Here is a 14,139-nt window from a genome sequence, read left to right on the forward strand (position 1 = left end):
ACATCGCCAGGGCGAGCACTTCATCTCGTCGGGCAGCCTTGCGAGCGCGGTGCGCAAGCATACTTCCATTACCGCCAGAAATCTCTATTTCCTTTCTATTCAGTTACTTAGAGAAGGCTCTCAAGCCGCCCATGGAGCCGCTGCGGCAGGTTCTCGCGGATTTCCGCCAGGGCCCGGCGCAGAGCGCTCTGGATGCCCTCCTCGGCCGCGCTGCCGTGGCTCTTCACCACGATGCCCTGCAGCCCCAGGAAGCTCGCGCCATTGTGCCGGGCCGGCGTCAGGTCGCTGCGCAGGCGGCGCAGCAGCGGCATGGCCACCAGGCCGATGGCTTTCGCCGACAGGCTGGACGCGAACAGTTGCTCCAGGCGGCTGACCACCATGGCCGCCAGCCCCTCGCTGGCTTTCAGCAGGATGTTGCCGACGAAACCGTCGCATACCACCACGTCGGCCAGGCCGCGGTACAGGCCGTCGCCTTCTATGTAGCCGATGTAGTTGATGCCGCGCGCCTGTTCCAGCAGGGTCGAGGCCAGCTTGACCTGCTGGTTGCCCTTGATTTCCTCGGTGCCGACGTTGAGCAGCGCCACCCTCGGGTTGGCCTTGCCCAGCGCCTCTGCCGCCACCGCGCCCATCACGGCGAACTGGTAGAGGTGCTCGGCGCTGCAATCGACGTTCGCCCCCAGGTCCAGCAGGTGGCAATGCCCGGTCTGGGTCGGCACGGCGGTGACCATGGCCGGCCGGTCGATGCCCGGCAAGGTCTTGAGCAGATAGCGCGACAGGGCCATCAGCGCGCCGGTGTTGCCGGCACTGACGCAGGCATGGGCCGTACCGTCACGGACCAGTTCCAGGGCGACGCGCATGGAGGAGTCGGGCTTGCTGCGCAGGGCCTGGGACGGGCGTTCGTCCATGCCGATGACTTCGCTGGCGTGCTGGATGTGCAGGCGCGGGCGGTCGACCGCGGGAACGCGGGCGCAGAGTTCTTCGAGAAGGGGAGCCTGGCCGACGAGGACCAGTTGCAGAGCGGGGTGCTGGGCCAGGAAGGAAATGCTGGCCGGAACAATGCAGTGGGGACCGAAGTCCCCACCCATTGCATCAATCGCGATGATTGGTGCGGACAAGGATTACTCGTCAGAGCCCTTGTCTACGACCTTGCGGCCGCGATAGAAGCCGTCCGGGGAGACGTGGTGGCGCAGGTGGACTTCACCGGTGCTCTTTTCCACGGACAGAGCGTTCGCATCGAGCGCATCGTGGGAACGACGCATGTCACGAGCGGAACGGGATTTTTTGTTCTGCTGAACAGCCATGATTGATTAACTCCTAAACGTTTGGGTCACGCTTCAACTGCGCCAGTACGCTGAACGGGTTGGGACGTTCTTCCACGTTCTCGCTCGGCTCGGGCGCTGCTGCAAATCCCGCCGGATGCTGGCATTCTTCAGGGTCATGGGCCGGAACGATGGGCAAGGCGAGCAACAGCTCGTCCTCGACCAGAGGCGGCAGGTCGAGGGGTTCCTCCCCCACTTCCAGCGCATCGTACCCCTTCGGCAGCCCCTCGGCAGACTGGCCTTCCCAGAGGATGGCGAAGTCGGACTCGCTGGTGACCTGGAAGGTCGCCGGCTCGAGGCAGCGTTGGCATACCATGCTCACCTGCGCGTCGACTTCGACATGCATGACCGCCAGCTTCTGCTCGTCGCGGTGGAAGAAGAACTTCGCCCGGACGTTGCCGTCGCTGCTGGTCAGCTGTTCGCAAACCCGCGGCATACTGGCGAGCGGCAGCACACCCTCGAGGGTGGCTTCGCGCTCTACCAATTTGCGCGGATCGACGTGAGGTGGTATCGGCCCATTCAACATAAGCGCGCCATTATAGGGATGCACCCGCCTCTGTCAAAGGAAATTAGGCATAAACCGCTGTATGGACAGCCTTTTCGCTAGAATCGCGGACTTCGCCCAGGAGACTCCCGATGCGCCCACTGATTCTCGCCTCAAGCTCGCCCTACCGCCGCGAATTGCTGCAACGCCTGCGCCTGCCCTTCGAATGCGCGAGCCCGGATATAGATGAAAGCCCGCTGCCCGGCGAAAGCGCCGAACAACTGGTGCGCCGCCTCGCCGAAGCCAAGGCGCGGGCGCTGGCGGCGCGCTTTCCCGAGCACCTGATCATCGGCTCGGACCAGGCCGCCGTCCAGGGCCAGGCGATCCTCGGCAAGCCGCACACCCTGGAGCGGGCCATGGAGCAACTCAAGGCCTCCAGCGGCAGCAGCGTCAGCTTCCTCACCGGCCTGGCCCTGCTGGACAGCGCCAGCGGCCGCTGCCAGGTGGATTGCATCCCCTTCCGCGTGCACTTCCGCGAACTGGACGAGGCGCGCATCCGCCGCTACCTGGAAGCCGAACGCCCCTTCGATTGCGCCGGCAGCTTCAAGGCCGAGGGCCTGGGCGTCAGCCTGTTCCGCGCGACCGAGGGCGAGGATGGCACCAGCCTGGTCGGCCTGCCGCTGATTCGCCTGGTGGATATGCTGCTGGCGGAAGGTGTACAGGTTCCCTGAGCATCGCGGACGGAGTCCGCCCCCCCTACAATCGGCCCCCTTCCGGAACATGTAGGAGCGCGCCCTGCGCGCGAATCGCGGGCAGGGCCCGCTACAGGGGAATGGCATGGGCGGGCGGTGTAGGAGCGGAGGTCGACAAGGCCCGCCCGGAAACGAAAAAGCCGCTGCCTCTCTCTATATAAGGCAGCGGCTCGTTTCGAACACCAGGACCTCAGCGCAGCGCCGGCCCCTGCCAGCCCATCCACAGCGCCAGGCGCTCGGCGACGCTGGCGCCGATCTTCTTGGCGAAGCGGTCGAACGGCGTTTCCTGCACGGTGTAGTCGACGATTTCCTTTTCCTTGATCACATCGCGCGCCACGTAGCTGGTACTGCCCAGACCATCGATCAGGCCGAGCTGCAGCGCCTGCTCGCCGGACCAGATCAGCCCGGAGAACAGCTCGGGATGATCCTTGTCCTTCAGGCGATCGCCGCGCCCTTTCTTCACGCTGTCGATGAACTGCTTGTGGGTGGTGTCCAGCACGCCCTGCCAGAACTGCGTCTCTTCGGCCTTGGGCGGCTGGAAGGGATCGAGGAAGGCCTTGTGCTCGCCGGAGGTGTAGACGCGGCGATCGACGCCGAGCTTCTCCATGGTGCCGACGAAGCCGAAGGTGGCGGCGGTGACGCCGATGGAGCCGACCAGGCTGGCCTTGTCGGCGTAGATTTCATCGGCGGCGCTGGCGATGTAGTAGGCGCCGGATGCTCCCAGGTCGCTGATCACCGCGTAGACCTTCACGTCCGGATGCAGGCCGCGCTGGCGCTTGATCTCGTCATATATATAGCCGGACTGCACCGGACTGCCGCCCGGGCTGTTGATGCGCAGGACGATGCCCTTGGTGCCGCTGTCCTCGAAGGCCGCCTTCAGCGCCCCGACGACATTGTCGGCGCTGGCCGGCTCGTCGTCGGCGATCATGCCCTTCACCTCGATCAGCGCGGTATGGCTGCCGCTGCGCGAGGCGGACTTGGACAGGCCGCTCAAGGGAGTGAACAGCGCCAGGGCGCCGAACAGGTAGACGAAGGTCAGCAGCTTGAAGAAGATGCCCCAGCGACGGGCCCGGCGCTGTTCCTGCACGCCCGCCAGCACAGCCTTCTCCAGCAGCTTCCAGCTCTTCGCGTCTTCCTTGCCGGGCTCCTCGGCCTTCCACTCATCCGACATGCTCGTTCACCTCGATCCGTAGGTCCTGCGCCCGGCCATCCAGCCAGGCGCGCAATTCGTTGAAATGCCCGATTTCCAGGCGCGGGCCGTACTCGCGCAGCACGGACAGCGGCTGCGCCCCGTAGGACACCGCCACCGAGTCCATGCCCGCCCGGCGCGCCATCTCCAGGTCGAAGGGCGCATCCCCGACCATCAGCGCGCGGCCCGGCTCGACCCGGCAATGCGCGAGGATTTCATGCAGCATGCGCGGGTCGGGCTTGCTCGCCGACTCGTCGGCGGCGCGGGTGATGTCGAAGAAGCCTTCCCAGCCCTGCCCCTTCAGCACCCGGTCCAGGCCGCGGCGGCTCTTGCCGGTGGCGACCGCCAGACGGTAGCCGGACTGGCGGAAATGCTCCAGCGCATCGGCCACGCCGGGGAACAAAGGAGAAGGTTCGACCTCCAGCATCAGATAATGCTCGGCGTAATCGCCACGAAAGACTGTCAGCGCCGCCTCATCGTCGACTTCCGGGTACAGCGTCTGGATCGCCTCCGGCAGCCCCAGGCCGATGATGCCTTTTATGGCTTCGTCGCTGCGCCGCGGCAGGCCGGAACGCTCGGCCGCCACCCGCATCGACTCGACGATGCGGCCGACGGAATCGACCAGAGTGCCGTCCCAGTCGAAGACCAGCAGCGCGTAATCAGGCATCCAGGCGCTCCAGGGTGCTGCGCCAGATGTCGTCCACCTCGGCCTCCAGCTCCAGGGTGGAGCCGTCGGGCATGGGCACGCGCAGCTGCGCGGAATGCAGGAACAGGCGCTTGCCGCCCAGTTCGCGGATCTCGCGGGAGAATTCGTCGTCGCCGTACTTGGCGTCGCCGGCGATGGAATGCCCGGCATGCTTGGCGTGCACGCGGATCTGGTGGGTGCGCCCGGTGATCGGCCGCGCCTCCACCAGGGTGGCGAAGTCGCCGAAGCGGCGCAGCACCTTGAACTCGGTGAGCGCGTCCTTGCCTTCGACGTTGACCTCCACCATGCGCTCGCCGGAGCGCAGATTGTTCTTCAGCAGCGGCGCGCGGATCTGCTTCTTCGCCGCCGGCCAACTGCCGCGCACAAGGGCGTGGTAGCGCTTGTCCACCACATGCTCGTTGCGCAGCGCATCATGCAGGTGGCGCAGCATGCTGCGCTTCTTGGCGATCATCAGCAGGCCGGAGGTATCGCGATCCAGGCGGTGCACCAGCTCCAGGTCCTTGGCCTCCGGGCGCAGCTGGCGGAAGGCCTCGATCACGCCATAGCTGAGGCCGCTGCCGCCGTGCACGGCGATGCCGGCGGGCTTGTTGATCACGATCAGCGCCTTGTCTTCGTAGACGATGGCGGCCCCCAGGCGCTCAAGCAGCCCCTGGGCCAGCGGCGCCGGCTCGTCGCGCTCGGCCAGGCGCAGCGGCGGCACACGCACCACGTCCCCGGCCTGCAGCTTGTACTCGGGCTTGATCCGCCCCTTGTTCACCCGCACCTCGCCCTTGCGCAGGATGCGATAGATCAAGGTCTTGGGTACGCCTTTGAGCTGAGTTCTGAGGAAATTGTCGATGCGCTGGCCGGCATATTCCGGCGCGACTTCAAGCAGCTGGACGCCGGAAGTCGGAGGGGAGGAAGTCGTCATCCGCCCATCATAGCAATTTTTCATTCAATTGAAGCACTTAATCATTGCTGCTATATTCGGGAGGCCGCCAAAAGTGGCCGGGCCCGCGGATGTCAGCGAAATCGCCATCCCCGCTGCCTGCAAGCACATTGAACGGACGTGAGGCAGTCCTGCGAAGCGTTGCCGTGGCGGACCCATGAATCCCTCGCCGCAACGATTCGGAACCCGAGCCTTGAGACATGACGCACGGCTGCCTCGGTAGCCGTGAAAAGCCAACCCGCTCCCGGATTCTGCGAGCGGCACCCGCTTCTTCAATAGGAAACGTGCAGGGTGGAGATGCACAACTGTCGGACCGCGTAGCTGGCATAGCCTTGTTTCAGACGCACTCTTTCGTCCGCCTCCGACAGCTGATTCCTCCTCCTGTTGATTGCTTGTTCGCAGGACAAGCAGGAGACGTAGTCGCGACCCGGCCCGTTGCTGGCCGGACGTCGCTGGACACGGGAATGGTCCGCCGTTCCTGAGTACGCGCCTGAGCACCGACCGTGAGAGTCGTGGGTGCCGATTGCCGTTTCCGGTGGCCCCGGAAACCATTGGTACTACATGAAAAGAATGCTGATCAACGCAACTCAACCCGAAGAGTTGCGTGTAGCGCTGGTAGATGGCCAGCGTCTGTTCGACCTGGACATCGAGTCCGGCGCGCGCGAACAGAAGAAGGCCAACATCTACAAGGGCCGCATCACCCGCGTCGAGCCCAGCCTGGAAGCCGCCTTCGTCGACTTCGGCGCCGAGCGCCACGGTTTCCTCCCCCTCAAGGAAATTTCCCGCGAGTACTTCAAGAAGAACCCCGAAGGGCGCATCAACATCAAGGATGTGCTCAGCGAAGGCCAGGAAGTCATCGTCCAGGTCGAGAAGGAAGAACGCGGCAACAAGGGCGCGGCCCTGACCACCTTCATCAGCCTGGCCGGCCGCTACCTGGTGCTGATGCCTAACAACCCCCGCGCCGGCGGCATCTCCCGCCGCATCGAGGGCGAAGAGCGCAACGAACTGCGCGAAGCCCTGAACGGCCTCAACGCCCCCGCCGACATGGGCCTGATCGTCCGCACCGCGGGCCTGGGCCGCAGCTCCGAAGAGCTGCAGTGGGACCTGGACTACCTCCTGCAACTGTGGGGCGCCATCAAGGAAGCCTCCGGCGAGCGCGGCGCACCCTTCCTGATCTACCAGGAAAGCAACGTCATCATCCGCGCCATCCGCGACTACCTGCGCCAGGACATCGGCGAAGTGCTGATCGACAGCATCGACGCCCAGGAAGAAGCCCTGAACTTCATCCGCCAGGTGATGCCGCAGTACGCCAGCAAGGTCAAGCTGTACCAGGACAGCGTTCCGCTGTTCAACCGCTTCCAGATCGAGAGCCAGATCGAGACCGCCTTCCAGCGCGAAGTGAAGCTGCCCTCCGGCGGCTCCATCGTCATCGACCCGACCGAGGCCCTGGTGTCCATCGACATCAACTCGGCGCGCGCCACCAAAGGCGGCGACATCGAGGAAACCGCCCTGCAGACCAACCTGGAAGCGGCCGAGGAAATCGCCCGCCAGCTGCGCCTGCGTGACATCGGCGGCCTGATCGTCATCGACTTCATCGACATGACCCCGGCGAAGAACCAGCGCGCCGTGGAAGAGCGCGTGCGCGAAGCCCTCGAGGCCGACCGCGCGCGCGTGCAGGTCGGACGAATCTCGCGCTTCGGCCTGCTGGAAATGTCCCGCCAACGCCTGCGTCCGTCCCTCGGCGAGACCAGCGGCATCGTCTGCCCGCGTTGCAACGGCCAGGGCATCATCCGCGACGTGGAATCCCTGTCGCTGGCCATCCTGCGCCTGATCGAGGAAGAAGCGCTGAAGGACCGCACCGCGGAAGTCCGCGCCCGCGTGCCCTTCCAGGTCGCCGCCTTCCTGCTCAACGAGAAGCGCAACGCCATCACCAAGATCGAGCTGCGCACCCGCGCGCGCATCTTCATCCTGCCGGACGAGCACCTGGAAACCCCGCACTTCGAAGTGCAGCGCCTGCGTGACGACAACCCGGACCTGCTGGTCGGCCACACCAGCTACGAGATGGCCCAGGTCGAGCACGAGGAAGTCCAGCCGGTCAGCGCCACCCGCACCCTGGTACGCCAGGAAGCCGCGGTGAAGACCGTTTCCCCGCAGACTCCCGCTCCGCAGCAGGCCGAACAGGCCGCCGCGCCGCAACCGGTGGAAGCCGCCAAGCCGATGCCGCAGCCGAGCCTGTTCCAGGGCCTGGTCAAGTCGCTGGTGAGCCTGTTCGCCGGCAAGGAAGAAGAAGCCAAGCCGGCCGTCAGCGCGGAAAAACCCGCCAGCGAGCGCAGTTCGACGCCGGAGGAGCGCCGCAACGGCCGTCAGCAGAACCGTCGCCGTGATGGCGGCCGTCGCGACGACGAGCGCAAGCCCCGCGAGGAGCGTGGCGAGCGCAACGAGCGCCGTCGTGAAGAGCGCGCCGAGCGCCCGGCCCGCGAAGAACGCCAGCCCCGCGAAGAACGCGCCGAACGCCAGCCGCGCGAGGAGCGTCAACCGCGCGAAGAGCGTGCCGAGCGTCAGCCACGCGAGGAACGCCAGCCGCGTGAAGAGCGCGCCGAGCGTCAGCCCCGCGAGGAACGTCAGCCGCGCGAAGAGCGTGCCGAGCGCCAGCCCCGCGAGGAGCGCCAACCGCGTGAAGAGCGTGCCGAGCGTCAACCCCGCGAGGAACGCCAGCCGCGTGAAGAGCGCGCCGAGCGTCAGCCCCGCGAGGAGCGCCAACCGCGTGAAGAACGTGCCGAGCGCCAGCCGGGCGAAGAGCGTCAGCCCCGTGAAGAACGCCAGCCGCGCGAAGAGCGTGGTGAGCGTCGCGAACGTGGCGAACGCCAGCCCCGCGAGGAGCGCCAGGCCCGCGAAGCCGCGCTGGAAGCCGAAGAGCTGCCGAACAACGAGGAACTGCTGGAGCAGGATGACCAGGAAGGCAGCGATGACGATCGTCCGCGCCGCCGTTCCCGTGGCCAGCGCCGCCGCAGCAACCGCCGCGAGCGTCAGCGCGAAGTCGGCGTGGAAGGCCCGGAGGCCGGTGCGCAGCAGCAAGGCAGCGAGTCGCCGTCCGCTCCGGCCCTGGCCGCAACCGGTGTCGCCGCGGTAGCCGTGGTCGCCGAGCAGGTCGTCGAAGCCGCCAGCGAGCAAACCGCCGAGCCGGCCGCTGCCGTCGAAGCCGGCGCCGACACCGTCGTGGTCACCGAGACCCGCGAGGAAAGCGCCGGCGAGCAGATCGTCGAGTTCAGCCTGCAGCCGAGCGAATCCGCCCCGGCCGCCGCCGAATCGGTCGAGCAGCCTGCTGCGCAAGCCGTGGTCGAAGCCGCTCCGGTCGTCGAGACCGCTCACGTCGAACCCGAGGTGGTCGAAGCCCCGGTCGCCCAGGCCGAGCCTGCTGTTGCCGCGCCGAGCCAGGACGAAGCCCAGCCGGCAGCCAACGCCAGCGGCCGCGCCCTGAACGACCCGCGCGAGCGTCGTCGCCTGCAGCGCGAAGCCGAGCGCCTGGCCCGTGAAGCCGCGGAAGCCGCCGCTGCCGCTCCGGCCGTAGTGGAAACCGCCGTGGTCGAACAGGCCGCCGAGGTGGAAGCCATCGCCGAGCAGCAAGTCGAGGCCGCGGAAGAAAACGTCGTGGAAGCGGCCCAGGAGACTGTCGAAGCGTCTGCCGCCACCGAAGCTGCCGAAGCACCCGCTGCCGAAGCTGCCGAAGGCGAGCAGGCCATCCAGGCCGTCGAGGAGCAAGTCGAAGCCGACAAGGCCGAGCAGCACCGCGAAGAAGTGGAAAAGCACCACGGCTGATCGCCCGCGTGCTGAAAAAGGGGATGCCTAGGCATCCCCTTTTTTTATGGCTCCTGGGTTGCGTGGAGGTGGATCGCCATGCCTCACGACAACAACTGTAGGAGCGGGCCCTGCCCGCGATTTCGCGCGCAGGGCGCGCTCCTACAGGGGAATGGAGTGGTGGGGCGGAGTAGGAGCGGATCTCATCCGCGAATCGCGCCGGGATGTCCGGCTATCGCGGACAGGGTCCGCTCCTACACCCATACCAGTGGGCACGGCTCGCTCCTACGAAAAGCAGCACGGACAAAAAAGGCGCTTGCCGGCAACGGCAAGCGCCTTTTTCCAAGCCCGCACACCTCAGTAGAGGTTGGGCTCCATCTCCAGCTCCACGCCGAAGCGCTGGCGGATGTCCTCGCGGATGCGCTCGGCCAGCGCCTGGATCTGCGCCCCGCTGGCGCCGCCGTAGTTGACCAGCACCAGCGCCTGCTGGGCATGCACGCCGGCGGCGCCGTCGCGGAAGCCCTTCCAGCCGGCCTTGTCGATCAGCCAACCGGCGGCCAGCTTGACCTGGCCGTCGGCCTGGGGATAGGCCACCAGGTCCGGGTATTCGCCACGCAGGCGCTCTGCCACGGCGGCGGATACCAGCGGGTTCTTGAAGAAGCTGCCGGCGTTGCCCAGCACTGCCGGGTCGGGCAGCTTCTCGCGGCGGATGGCGCAGATCACCCGCGCCACGTCGGCGGGGCCAGGGGCATCTATGCCCTCCTCCGCCAGGCGCTGGCGCACCGGACCGTAGTCCAGATGCAGGCTGGCCCGGCGCGCGAGCTTCAGGCGCACGCGCAGGATCACCCAGCGCCCCGGCTCGCGCTTGAACAGGCTCTCGCGGTAGGCGAAGGCGCAATCGTCCAGGTGGAATTCGCGCAGACCGCCGCTGTGGCGGTCCAGCGCCACCAGGCTGTCGAACACGTCCTTCAGCTCCACGCCGTAGGCGCCGATGTTCTGCATGGGCGCGGCGCCGACGGTGCCGGGGATCAGGCTGAGGTTCTCCAGGCCGGCGAAGCCCTGCTCCAGGCTCCAGCGCACCAGGTCGTCCCAGACCTCGCCGGCCTCGGCTTCGATACGCACCCGATCACCGTCGTCTTCGAGGATGCGCACGCCACGGCTGGCCATGCGCAATACCAGGGCCTCGACGTCGCGGGTCAGCAGCAGGTTGCTGCCACCGCCGAGCACCAGCAGCGGCAGGTCGTGTTCCACCGCCAGGGCAAGGCCCTGCATCACTTCCTGGTCGTCGCGGGCTTCGGCGAACAACTGCGCGCGCGCTTCGATGCCGAAGGTATTGAAGGCTTTCAGGGAAACGTCTTTCTGCAAAACCAGGCTCACAGGCGCCCCTTCACTTCCAGCAGCAGGGCGTCGCAGGCGGTTTCGAGCAGGTCCAGCACCTGCTCGAAACCGGCCTCGCCGCCGTAATAGGGATCGGGCACCTCGTCCAGCGCGCCGGCGTAGCGGCGCAGGAACAGGTCCAGCTCGGCCGGGCCACTTCCCCGCAGGCGTTCGAGATGAGCCAGGTTGCTCAGGTCCATGGCCAGGATCAGGTCGAAGTCGGCGAAATCGGCAGCGCTCACCTGGCGCGCGCGCAGCGCCGACAGGTCATAGCCACGGCGCATGGCAGCGACGCGGGTGCGGGCGTCCGGCGCCTTGCCCACGTGCCAGTCGCCAGTGCCGGCGGAGTCGACGGTCACCCGTGCCTCCAGCCCGGCCTCGCGCAGCTTGTGGCGGAACACGCCCTCGGCGGTGGGCGAACGGCAGATGTTACCCAGGCAGACGAAGAGAACCCGCATCAGCCCCCCAGGATGCGCCTGACGCGCTCCAGGTCCTCGACAGTGTCCACCCCGGCCTGCGGCGCCTCCAGGGCGTCGGCGACGTGGATGCGCACGCCGTGCCAGAGCGCGCGCAGCTGCTCCAGGCACTCGGTGTCTTCCAGCCAGCACGGGCCCCAGGCGACGAAGTCGCGGAGGAAGCGCGCGCGGTAGGCGTAGATGCCGATGTGGCGGCGGTAGGGCACGCCCTGGGGCAGGCCGTCCGGCTCCTTGGCGAAGGCGTCGCGGGCCCAGGGCAGCGGCGCGCGGCTGAAGGTCAGCGCCAGGCCGTTGAGGTCGGTCACCACCTTCACCACGTTCGGGTTGAACAGCGCAGCCAGCTCGTGGATCGGCTCGGCCAGGGTGGCGATGCCGGCTTCCGGGTGGGCCGCCAGGTTGGCCGCCACCTGGTCGATGATGGCCGGCGGGATCAGCGGCTCGTCGCCCTGCACGTTGACCACGATGGCGTCGTCGGCCAGGCCCAGGGCATCGGCCACCTCGGCCAGGCGGTCGGTGCCGGAGTTGTGGTCGACGCGGGTCAGCAACGCCTCGGCGCCGAAGACGTTGGCCGCCTCGAGGATGTGCGCATCGTCGGTGGCGATCACCACGCGAGATGCGGCGCTCCTGCGCGCCTGCTCCCAGACGTGCTGGACCATGGGCTTGCCGCAGATGTCCTGCAGCGGCTTGCCGGGCAGGCGGGTGGAGGCGAAGCGGGCCGGGATGACGACGGTGAAGGCTTGGCTCATCGCTGCGTCTCGGTCACTTGTCCAGGCGTTCGTCGACGTTCAGGGTGCGGGCCTCGCCCTCGAGCATCACCGGGATGCCATCGCGCACCGGGTAGGCCAGGCCGTCGGCCTTGCAGATCAGTTCGGACTTGTCGTCGGTGAGCTTCAGCGGCCCCTTGCACAGCGGGCAGGCGAGGATGTCGAGGAGTTTCGGGTCCATGGCGGAATCCTTGGAAAGCAATGGGTGGCGGCGCCACCCGTCAGCGCGCGATCAGACGCTCGAGCTGGGCGTCGAACCAGGCGACGAAGGCCGGGGATGGCTGCGCGTCGACCGCGAGGTACCACCAGTCGGCGGCGGCGAAGGCCCGGCATTTCACCGCGTCCTTCTCGGTCATCAGCAGCGGCAGCGGCGGGCTGAATTGCAGCTGCTCGGCGCTGTAGGCCGCGTGGTCCGGGAAGGCGTGCGGAACAGGCCGCCAGTGTAGCGCCTCGAGCGTCGCGAAGAAACGCCGGGGGTTGCCGATGCCGGCCAGGGCGTGGACCTGCTGGCCCGGCGGGAAGTGTGTCAGGTCGCGGCGCTCGCCGCTGCGCAGGTTGACCAGCGCGCTCGGCCGCAGGACGAAGGAAAAGGCCCCGGCCGGATCGCTGCTGGCGCCGTTGTAGAGCACCGCGTCCACCGACTCCAGGCGCTCGGCCGGCTCGCGCAGGGGGCCGGCCGGTAGGCAGCGGCGGTTGCCCAGGCCGCGCGCGGCGTCGATCAGCACCAGCTCCAGGTCGCGGGCCAGGCGGTAGTGCTGCAGGCCGTCGTCGCAGAGGATCAGGTCCAGCGGCTCTTCGGCCAGCAGCGCGCGCACCGCGGCCGGGCGGTCCGGGTCGATGACCAGGGGCACGCCGCAGCGCTGGACGATCATCAGCGGCTCGTCGCCGGCCTGCGCCGCGTTCTGTTCGGCGCGCACCCGCCAGGGCAGGCTCGGCGGCTTGGCGCCGTAGCCACGGCTGACCACGCCGACCTTGAGGCCGCGGGCGCGGCAGTGTTCGATCAGCCAGAGGATCATCGGCGTCTTGCCGGTGCCGCCGACGGTGACGTTGCCGACCACGACGACCGGCACCGGCGCGCGGTAGGCCTGGCGCCGGCCTTCCAGGTAGTCGGCGCGCTTGCGCTGAGCGATGCGCCGGTACAGCGCCTCCAGCGGGCGCAGCAGGCCGAGGGCCGGGTGGCCCTGGTACCAGGCCTGCAGCAGGCGCTCGGAAAACGCCATCAGGGCTTGGCCGCCGGCTGCGCCTCGACGGTGGTGATGCGCAGGTGGCTGAAGCCGAGCTTGCCGGCGGCGTCCATGGCGGTGACTACCGACTGGTGGGTGGCCTTGCCGTCGGCGGTGATCACCAGCGGCAGGCTGCTGTCGCCGGCGGATTCCTTCTGCATCGCCGCCATCAGGGTGGCGATGTCGCCGTTGACCAGAGTCTGGCCGTTCAGCGCATAGTGGCCGGCGGCGTCGATGTCCAGCTCCAGCGGCTTGATGTCGGTGGCTTCCGGCGGCGTGCCGCTGACCGCCTCGGGCAGCTCGACCTTCAGCTGCGTCGGCCGGCTGAAGGTGGTGGTGACCACGAAGAACAGCAGCAGGACGAAGATCACGTCGATCAGCGACGCCAGGTTGATGAACACGTCATCGCGGGCGGCGCTGCCGTTTCTGCGGCGGAATTTCACGCTTTGCCATCCTCGGAGAGGTCGACCTCGCGGTCGCCCTGGACCATTTCCACCAGCTTGATCGCTTCCTGCTCCATGGCCACCACCAGCTCATCGACGCGGCGCAGCAGGTAGCGATGGAAGAACACGGCCGGGATGGCCACGATCAGGCCGGAGGCGGTGGTCACCAGGGCCTTGGAGATGCCGCCGGCGAGCTGCGGGGCATTGGCCATGCCGTCGCCCATGAAGGCGCTGAAGATCTGGATCATGCCGAACACCGTGCCCAGCAGGCCGAGCAGCGGGGCCATGGCGGCGATGGTGCCGAGGGCGTTGAGGTAGCGCTCCATCTCGTGGATCACCCGGCCGGCGGCTTCCTCGATGCACTCCTTCATGATCTCGCGGCCGTGCTTGGAGTTGACCAGGCCGGCGGCGAGCACCTCGCCCAGCGGGGAAGACGCCTTGAGCTCCTTGAGCGCCTGGCTGTTCAGCTTCTTGTCCTTGATCTGCTTCCACACCTGGCCCAGCAGCTGCGGCGGGGCGATGCGGCTGCGGCGCAGGGTCCAGAGTCGTTCGGCGACGATGGCGGTGGCGGCGATGGAGCTCAGAATGATCGGCAGCATCATCCAGCCGCCGGCTTTGACCAGTTCCCACACAGTGGCGAATCCCCTGAAAAAAAGTGGCGACACTCTAGCACAGGGCCCCTG

General features: G+C 67.6%; 15 protein-coding genes. 2 read left to right on the plus strand and 13 right to left on the minus strand.

What is annotated here, in order from left to right; all coding sequences use genetic code 11:
- Window positions 1-107: 107 nt before the first annotated feature.
- The 3 genes from plsX to FG99_RS03240 are packed head-to-tail and all read right to left on the minus strand — an operon-like array spanning window position 108 to window position 1,845.
- Entirely contained in the window at window positions 108-1,115 is a 1,008-nt protein-coding gene (plsX, locus tag FG99_RS03230) for a phosphate acyltransferase PlsX (protein WP_081884555.1), read from the minus strand.
- A gap of 3 nt (window positions 1,116-1,118) precedes the next feature.
- Window positions 1,119-1,301, minus strand: coding sequence for a 50S ribosomal protein L32 (gene rpmF / locus FG99_RS03235; protein WP_009621425.1), 183 nt, complete (start codon window positions 1,299-1,301; stop codon window positions 1,119-1,121).
- Window positions 1,302-1,314: 13 nt separating this feature from the next.
- Window positions 1,315-1,845, minus strand: a complete 531-nt coding sequence (locus FG99_RS03240) for a YceD family protein (RefSeq protein WP_009621422.1) — start codon at window positions 1,843-1,845, stop codon at window positions 1,315-1,317.
- Between the two features lie 110 nt (window positions 1,846-1,955).
- Between FG99_RS03240 and FG99_RS03245 the strand changes: the two genes are divergently transcribed.
- Window positions 1,956-2,534 (plus strand): Maf family protein, encoded by a 579-nt coding sequence (locus tag FG99_RS03245; protein ID WP_043267264.1) that lies wholly within the window; start codon window positions 1,956-1,958, stop codon window positions 2,532-2,534.
- Window positions 2,535-2,745: 211 nt separating this feature from the next.
- On the opposite strand, the gene sppA is transcribed toward FG99_RS03245, so the two are convergent.
- Genes sppA through rluC form a run of 3 tightly spaced genes read right to left on the minus strand, consistent with a single transcriptional unit; the run spans window position 2,746 to window position 5,360 of the window.
- Entirely contained in the window at window positions 2,746-3,726 is a 981-nt protein-coding gene (sppA, locus tag FG99_RS03250) for a signal peptide peptidase SppA (RefSeq protein WP_009621418.1), read from the minus strand.
- Window positions 3,716-4,411 (minus strand): HAD-IIIA family hydrolase, encoded by a 696-nt coding sequence (locus FG99_RS03255; protein WP_043267266.1) that lies wholly within the window; start codon window positions 4,409-4,411, stop codon window positions 3,716-3,718. Before FG99_RS03255 ends, sppA begins: the two co-directional genes overlap by 11 nt.
- Window positions 4,404-5,360: a 23S rRNA pseudouridine(955/2504/2580) synthase RluC gene (rluC, locus tag FG99_RS03260; RefSeq protein WP_043267268.1), complete on the minus strand. Its 957-nt coding sequence runs from the start codon at window positions 5,358-5,360 to the stop codon at window positions 4,404-4,406. The genes FG99_RS03255 and rluC overlap by 8 nt, the downstream gene beginning before the upstream one ends.
- A gap of 579 nt (window positions 5,361-5,939) precedes the next feature.
- On the opposite strand from rluC, the gene rne reads away from it, so the two are divergent.
- Window positions 5,940-9,194 (plus strand): ribonuclease E, encoded by a 3,255-nt coding sequence (rne, locus tag FG99_RS03265; RefSeq protein WP_043267270.1) that lies wholly within the window; start codon window positions 5,940-5,942, stop codon window positions 9,192-9,194.
- A gap of 336 nt (window positions 9,195-9,530) precedes the next feature.
- On the opposite strand, the gene murB is transcribed toward rne, so the two are convergent.
- Genes murB through FG99_RS03300 form a run of 7 tightly spaced genes read right to left on the minus strand, consistent with a single transcriptional unit; the run spans window position 9,531 to window position 14,088 of the window.
- Window positions 9,531-10,550 (minus strand): UDP-N-acetylmuramate dehydrogenase, encoded by a 1,020-nt coding sequence (murB, locus tag FG99_RS03270; protein WP_043267272.1) that lies wholly within the window; start codon window positions 10,548-10,550, stop codon window positions 9,531-9,533.
- Window positions 10,547-11,008: a low molecular weight protein-tyrosine-phosphatase gene (locus tag FG99_RS03275; RefSeq protein ID WP_043267274.1), complete on the minus strand. Its 462-nt coding sequence runs from the start codon at window positions 11,006-11,008 to the stop codon at window positions 10,547-10,549. The genes murB and FG99_RS03275 overlap by 4 nt, the downstream gene beginning before the upstream one ends.
- On the minus strand, window positions 11,008-11,772 hold the full coding sequence (gene kdsB / locus FG99_RS03280; protein ID WP_043267275.1) for a 3-deoxy-manno-octulosonate cytidylyltransferase: 765 nt from the start codon (window positions 11,770-11,772) through the stop codon (window positions 11,008-11,010). Before kdsB ends, FG99_RS03275 begins: the two co-directional genes overlap by 1 nt.
- Before the next feature lie 13 nt (window positions 11,773-11,785).
- On the minus strand, window positions 11,786-11,971 hold the full coding sequence (locus FG99_RS03285) for a Trm112 family protein (RefSeq protein ID WP_009621404.1): 186 nt from the start codon (window positions 11,969-11,971) through the stop codon (window positions 11,786-11,788).
- Window positions 11,972-12,011: 40 nt separating this feature from the next.
- Window positions 12,012-13,010: a tetraacyldisaccharide 4'-kinase gene (lpxK, locus tag FG99_RS03290; protein WP_043267277.1), complete on the minus strand. Its 999-nt coding sequence runs from the start codon at window positions 13,008-13,010 to the stop codon at window positions 12,012-12,014.
- Window positions 13,010-13,456 (minus strand): ExbD/TolR family protein, encoded by a 447-nt coding sequence (locus FG99_RS03295; RefSeq protein ID WP_009621400.1) that lies wholly within the window; start codon window positions 13,454-13,456, stop codon window positions 13,010-13,012. The genes lpxK and FG99_RS03295 overlap by 1 nt, the downstream gene beginning before the upstream one ends.
- Window positions 13,453-14,088, minus strand: a complete 636-nt coding sequence (locus FG99_RS03300; protein ID WP_009621398.1) for a MotA/TolQ/ExbB proton channel family protein — start codon at window positions 14,086-14,088, stop codon at window positions 13,453-13,455. The genes FG99_RS03295 and FG99_RS03300 overlap by 4 nt, the downstream gene beginning before the upstream one ends.
- Window positions 14,089-14,139: the final 51 nt, after the last annotated feature.

This window comes from Pseudomonas sp. AAC, from assembly GCF_000725445.1.
Taxonomy (GTDB): Bacteria; Pseudomonadota; Gammaproteobacteria; order Pseudomonadales; family Pseudomonadaceae; genus Pseudomonas; species Pseudomonas citronellolis.

Excerpts from the sequence above, each read along its gene's own strand:
- rluC (WP_043267268.1), bottom strand. The coding sequence starts at position 5,360 with ATGACGACTTCCTCCCCTCCGACTTCCGGCGTCCAGCTGCTTGAAGTC.
- kdsB (WP_043267275.1), bottom strand. The coding sequence starts at position 11,772 with ATGAGCCAAGCCTTCACCGTCGTCATCCCGGCCCGCTTCGCCTCCACC.
- FG99_RS03255 (WP_043267266.1), bottom strand. The coding sequence starts at position 4,411 with ATGCCTGATTACGCGCTGCTGGTCTTCGACTGGGACGGCACTCTGGTC.
- FG99_RS03240 (WP_009621422.1), bottom strand. The coding sequence starts at position 1,845 with ATGTTGAATGGGCCGATACCACCTCACGTCGATCCGCGCAAATTGGTA.
- lpxK (WP_043267277.1), bottom strand. The coding sequence starts at position 13,010 with ATGGCGTTTTCCGAGCGCCTGCTGCAGGCCTGGTACCAGGGCCACCCG.
- rpmF (WP_009621425.1), bottom strand. The coding sequence starts at position 1,301 with ATGGCTGTTCAGCAGAACAAAAAATCCCGTTCCGCTCGTGACATGCGT.
- sppA (WP_009621418.1), bottom strand. The coding sequence starts at position 3,726 with ATGTCGGATGAGTGGAAGGCCGAGGAGCCCGGCAAGGAAGACGCGAAG.
- FG99_RS03275 (WP_043267274.1), bottom strand. The coding sequence starts at position 11,008 with ATGCGGGTTCTCTTCGTCTGCCTGGGTAACATCTGCCGTTCGCCCACC.
- FG99_RS03245 (WP_043267264.1), top strand. The coding sequence starts at position 1,956 with ATGCGCCCACTGATTCTCGCCTCAAGCTCGCCCTACCGCCGCGAATTG.
- FG99_RS03285 (WP_009621404.1), bottom strand. The coding sequence starts at position 11,971 with ATGGACCCGAAACTCCTCGACATCCTCGCCTGCCCGCTGTGCAAGGGG.
- rne (WP_043267270.1), top strand. The coding sequence starts at position 5,940 with ATGAAAAGAATGCTGATCAACGCAACTCAACCCGAAGAGTTGCGTGTA.